This window comes from Actinomycetes bacterium, assembly GCA_022599915.1.
In the GTDB taxonomy this organism is placed as follows: Bacteria; Actinomycetota; Actinomycetes; order S36-B12.
Genome location: JAHZLH010000075.1, coordinates 1 through 4255 on the forward strand (window position 1 = coordinate 1; position 4255 = coordinate 4255).

At 59.8% G+C, this 4255-nt stretch carries 5 protein-coding genes; 2 read left to right on the forward strand and 3 right to left on the reverse strand.

Features of this window, described 5'->3' with window-relative positions:
* The coding region (locus tag K0U62_11605; protein MCH9802157.1) for a glycosyltransferase at positions 1-439 on the reverse strand (439 nt) is incomplete at its 3' end.
* Positions 440-469: 30 nt separating this feature from the next.
* Complete coding sequence (locus K0U62_11610) at positions 470-2395, reverse strand: ABC transporter ATP-binding protein/permease (GenBank protein ID MCH9802158.1); 1926 nt, start codon at positions 2393-2395, stop codon at positions 470-472.
* Positions 2396-2412: 17 nt separating this feature from the next.
* Here K0U62_11610 and K0U62_11615 point away from each other — a divergent pair, with 17 nt between their 5' ends.
* Together K0U62_11615 and K0U62_11620 are read left to right on the forward strand one after the other, a co-directional pair.
* Complete coding sequence (locus K0U62_11615; GenBank protein MCH9802159.1) at positions 2413-3267, forward strand: hypothetical protein; 855 nt, start codon at positions 2413-2415, stop codon at positions 3265-3267.
* Positions 3264-4037 carry a glycosyltransferase gene (locus K0U62_11620; GenBank protein ID MCH9802160.1) on the forward strand — a complete coding sequence of 258 codons (774 nt, stop codon included), beginning with the start codon at positions 3264-3266 and terminating at the stop codon, positions 4035-4037. Before K0U62_11615 ends, K0U62_11620 begins: the two co-directional genes overlap by 4 nt.
* On the opposite strand, the gene K0U62_11625 is transcribed toward K0U62_11620, so the two are convergent.
* The coding region (locus K0U62_11625) for a hypothetical protein (protein ID MCH9802161.1) at positions 3992-4255 on the reverse strand (264 nt) is incomplete at its 5' end. The genes K0U62_11620 and K0U62_11625 overlap by 46 nt on opposite strands.

Genomic DNA, 4255 nt, shown 5'->3' on the forward strand with positions numbered 1-4255 from the left:
AGAGTGTGGGGGTTCCGATAACTGCTACTCGGCCGGGGCGGAATCGGCCTTTTCGCCAGGCGTTCAGCCCGCGCGCGGGATAACTGGTGCCCTCGACGCGAGTCTGTGCGCTCACGCCGTCATAGCTACCGACCTGGAGAGTGTCGATCATGCGTTCAAGCTGGCCTGGTGGCATCACGTTGTCCGAGCCCATGTTCAGGACGAATGATTTACACGTTTTAGCGATCCCGATGTTGCGGGCATTGCCGAGGCCGATCCCGGGGTCCTGCAGCACACAGTCGGCCAACTGCCTGGCGACGTCACGAGTGCCATCCGTGCTGCCAGCGTCAACAACGATGATCTCTCCCAATGAGCAGTCGCGGAGACTGCTCAGGCACGCTTCAATGCTGGTGATCGAGTTCATGGTGCACACGACTACCGACACGTCGCTCGGCGACATGACCCGGGGGTGAGGTGTTTGACTCATGGCCTAGAGGCCGAGAAGTTTGGCCTGGCGATCGAAGTCGGATGACTCATGCCGAACCTCGTCGAAGGTGCCACGGGAGCGAATGTTCCCGCGATCGAGGAACAGAATCTGATCGACATTGCGCACTGTCGCCAGCCGGTGCGCAATGGTGATAGTTGTCACCTGTCCCTCGAGTTCGGCAAGAGTCTGGGTGATGGCTTGCTCAGTTTCCGCATCCAGGGAACTGGTGGCCTCATCAAGAATGAGGAGCCGGGGGCGGGTGTAGAGGGCGCGGGCGATACCGAGACGTTGTCGCTGACCGCCGGACAACTTGAACCCGCGCTCACCAATCCACGTGTCTAATCCCTCGCGGTGGTCGGTGAGGAAATCAGCAAGGTGGGCGCGCCTCAGCGCCTCCCACACGAGTTCATCGCGGATCGCATCAGAAGGTACCCCCAGGGCCACGTTCTGCTTGACCGTGCCTGCGACGAGCGCCACGTTCTGTGGAACGTAAGCGATAGCTCCCGGCCATCGATGGATGGCCTCCCGAGGAGCTAGGCCGCCGATCAAGATCTCTCCGTCGTCGGGGGTGAGGACTCCCAGCACAAGATCGGCAAGGGTTGACTTACCTGCGCCAGTCGAGCCAACCAGCGCAACAGATTCACCCGACGGCGCAGCGAAGGAGACATGATCAATGACCGGGGTTTTCGCATCAGAAAAAGTCAGGGTTGCCTCGCGCACCTGCACATCCCCTGCGAAGTCCGGGTAGCCGGAGTCCACCGATTCGTGCAAGCGCCGAGAGATGACCTCCGCTCCTTCATCGGTACCACGGTCCCGAGGGCGACCGAGGGAATCGAACATGAAGAAGGTGGGTTGGGCCATCACGGTCGCGTTGCGGATGGTGATCCCAGCCCCTTGCAAGCGCAATAGAGACGGAATGACGCGTGATCCCGCTGCGAGGAACAGTGCAGTGGTGGTCGCTGCAGCAGACCAATCCTTGGTGATGAACTGCACCACTCCGAGGAGAAGCGCTCCCACATACAGCGCGGCCTCCAAGACATATTTTGGGGCTTCCTGAATGAAGGCGGTGTTGGCACTGGCGGTGGCGTAGCGCGACACGATGTCGTCGTAGCGCGATACATACAAGTCACGGCGCTCGAGGACGGTTGTTTCTCGATACGTTGACAGGGCTTCGGAGACGACACTTAATGTGTCAATGGAGGTGTCCTTGATGACATCAGCGTTTCGAGCTGATACGCGACCGAGGTAGCGGTGGACCACCAACACGATGACAGCAAAGAAGCCTGCAGCCGTAAGCGTGAGAATCGGATCGTAGATGAACAAAGAGACACCGATGATGGCGAACAAGAACAGCTCTGACGCGACAATGATCGCCGAGCCGAGAAGAGCCACGGTTGCGGCACTCGCGCCCTGGCCGAGGGCGTACGTGGCCTCAGCAGTCGTCCACCGTTGCACCTGCGTCAGCGGACGAGCCAGAAAAGTTCGAGCCAGCGCAACGGATAGATCGGCTTGTCGGTGCGCGAGGAACCGGGTGATGACCCGCGTCATGATCGCTGAGATGACCGTCTTCATCACGAGAACCAGCACAGCGGCGAGGGCGATGAACACGCTCAGTTGCGACACGGAAAGAGCGTCGAGCCCTGTCACGTCGAGGATCGTTTGAGCCCAGCCAGGAAGGCCCGCGTACGGGGAAATGCCGGTGACGGCTACCGCAGCCACAAGTCCGATGAGGGCTATTCCCAGCAGGTCCAGCAGTCCCAGAGAGATCTGAAATCCCGCGGTCAGGAACAAGATCCAGCGTTTGCCGTCGGGCAGCATGCTGATGGTCTTACGTACAGACCACACAACACCCGATCGGTCGAAATCTGCGAGGTTGAGGCTGCCTGCGGGATGGTCTGGCTCGCGCACGGCAAGATCGCGTTCAACCACGCCGCTAGCCTACTTCGGTGACCGTTCCGGCCTTGTTCATCGGCGTCGTGAGCTATCCGGGCACCCGTTACGTCCAAGCCCAGGGTTCTGACGGCCTCGCGGCACGACTTGCGGCAGCTCTCAAGGATCGTGGCCGGCAGTGTGCGATGGTGGTCGACACATTGAATCGTCTCGACACCGAGCAGGCTCCGGTGACTGATGAAGACGTGCAGGCTTCGCTCTCGGCTCAAATGCGGCTTGCGAGCGATTGGGAGCAGTACCTCCGTACTACGCAGAGTTTCTCCGTTCGAAGCGGCGCGCAGTCGATGTTGCGATGGGTGCGCCGGGGGTGGCAACGCGTCGCTCCCCCGAGAGAGTCAATGGTTGAGCGTTTGTTGAACATCGAGCTTGCGCACCAGGATCTCCTGCGTCAGGGGGTCGCATCCCAGGCGCCGTGGATTTTGATCATTGAGGACGATGCTTCGTCAACGAACATTGAGGATCTGGCGAACGGCATCGCCACGCTACTCGAGCAAGCAAAACCAACCGTTCAATTCATCAACCTGTCTGAATCCTTTGGAGTTTCCGAGCTTGGAATCGATCACTTGCTGCGGGACAGCGAATACTCGTGGCACGGCTCTGTCAGGCGCACGGTTCTCACAGCTCAGAAGCCGGTCACCAACACCGTCTGCGCGATTGCCTACCGGTCTTCATTTGCAGGGCACTTGTTGTCTACGTACGCATCGATGCCCTTACGGCCGGTTGTCCCCATCGACTGGAAACTCAATCAAGCTCTCATGGGCATGTATTCCTCTGGTTCGCTCACGGCTGACTCGTGTTGGTGGGTTGTGCCGGGACCGATTGATCAACTCTCGATGAGAGGTGACTCATGAGTAGTCCTTGGTTGACCATCGTGATACCCGTCCGTGATGACAAGGAGGGTTTGCAACGCACGCTGACGTCTACTGCTCGTCAAAAAGACGAGGACGTTCAAGTCTTGGTCGTCGACAGCTCACGCGATCACGATGCGGTGGTCTCGATGTGCTCCGGTATCGCTCAGGTCATACAGGTTGCACCGGAGGGGGTGTTCCCTGCCATGAATACCGGGCTTGATCGAGCAGCTGGCACCTTTGTGCAATTCCTCGGTGCCGGAGACCAGCTACACGATTCGGTGTTGGCTCGAGTCCGGAAGGTCGCGGACTTGAATCCAGAGTGGATGTTCGGTCCAGTGCGCATCATCGGCACCCATGGTCGACACACCGTGACCCCTCACTGGGACTATGCAAGAGAAGTGTCTCATCTCTTTGCGCGTGGCTTTTTCCCGCAACACCAAGGGACTTTCGCTCGCACGGAGTTGCTCCGGAATTTTGGCGGCTTTTCCTCGTCATTCCGGGTTGCTGCCGACTACGCGCTGTTTCTGCGGCTTTCACAACACTCCACACCGGTTCGGCTGGATTTCGTGGTGGCGGACTTCACCATGGGTGGCGTATCGACCACGCGTTGGCGCGAATCTTTCCACGAATTCCACCGCGCACGACAGGAAATCTTTCGGCCTGCAGGCCTGGTGGCGGCTCAGGAGCAATGGGACTATCGAACGCACTTCGCGCGGGTGTGGGGCTACCGGGAGTTGGTCGAGCCACTGAGGCGGCGAGCACGCCGCTGAACTTCGCGAGCAGCCGCTCTCGTGGCCAGTCGAACCGGTGGCTCCCACGTCCACGCCCACTTGCGGGTTGTCGGGCTCAGAGCCGAGCGCTTGGCGCGCTCAGATTCCGCAATATTCGTTTTCCGGTCGTCCACGGTGAGGGAATCTGCGTGCCAGCGGAAGCAGGAGACCACGTGTCCAGTGTTCACGAGTGGGCCGAGGGTCTTGAGTTTCAGCAA

Bases quoted from the DNA above. Each gene is read 5' to 3' on its own strand.
- K0U62_11620 (MCH9802160.1), top strand. From the start codon at position 3,264: ATGAGTAGTCCTTGGTTGACCATCGTGATACCCGTCCGTGATGACAAG.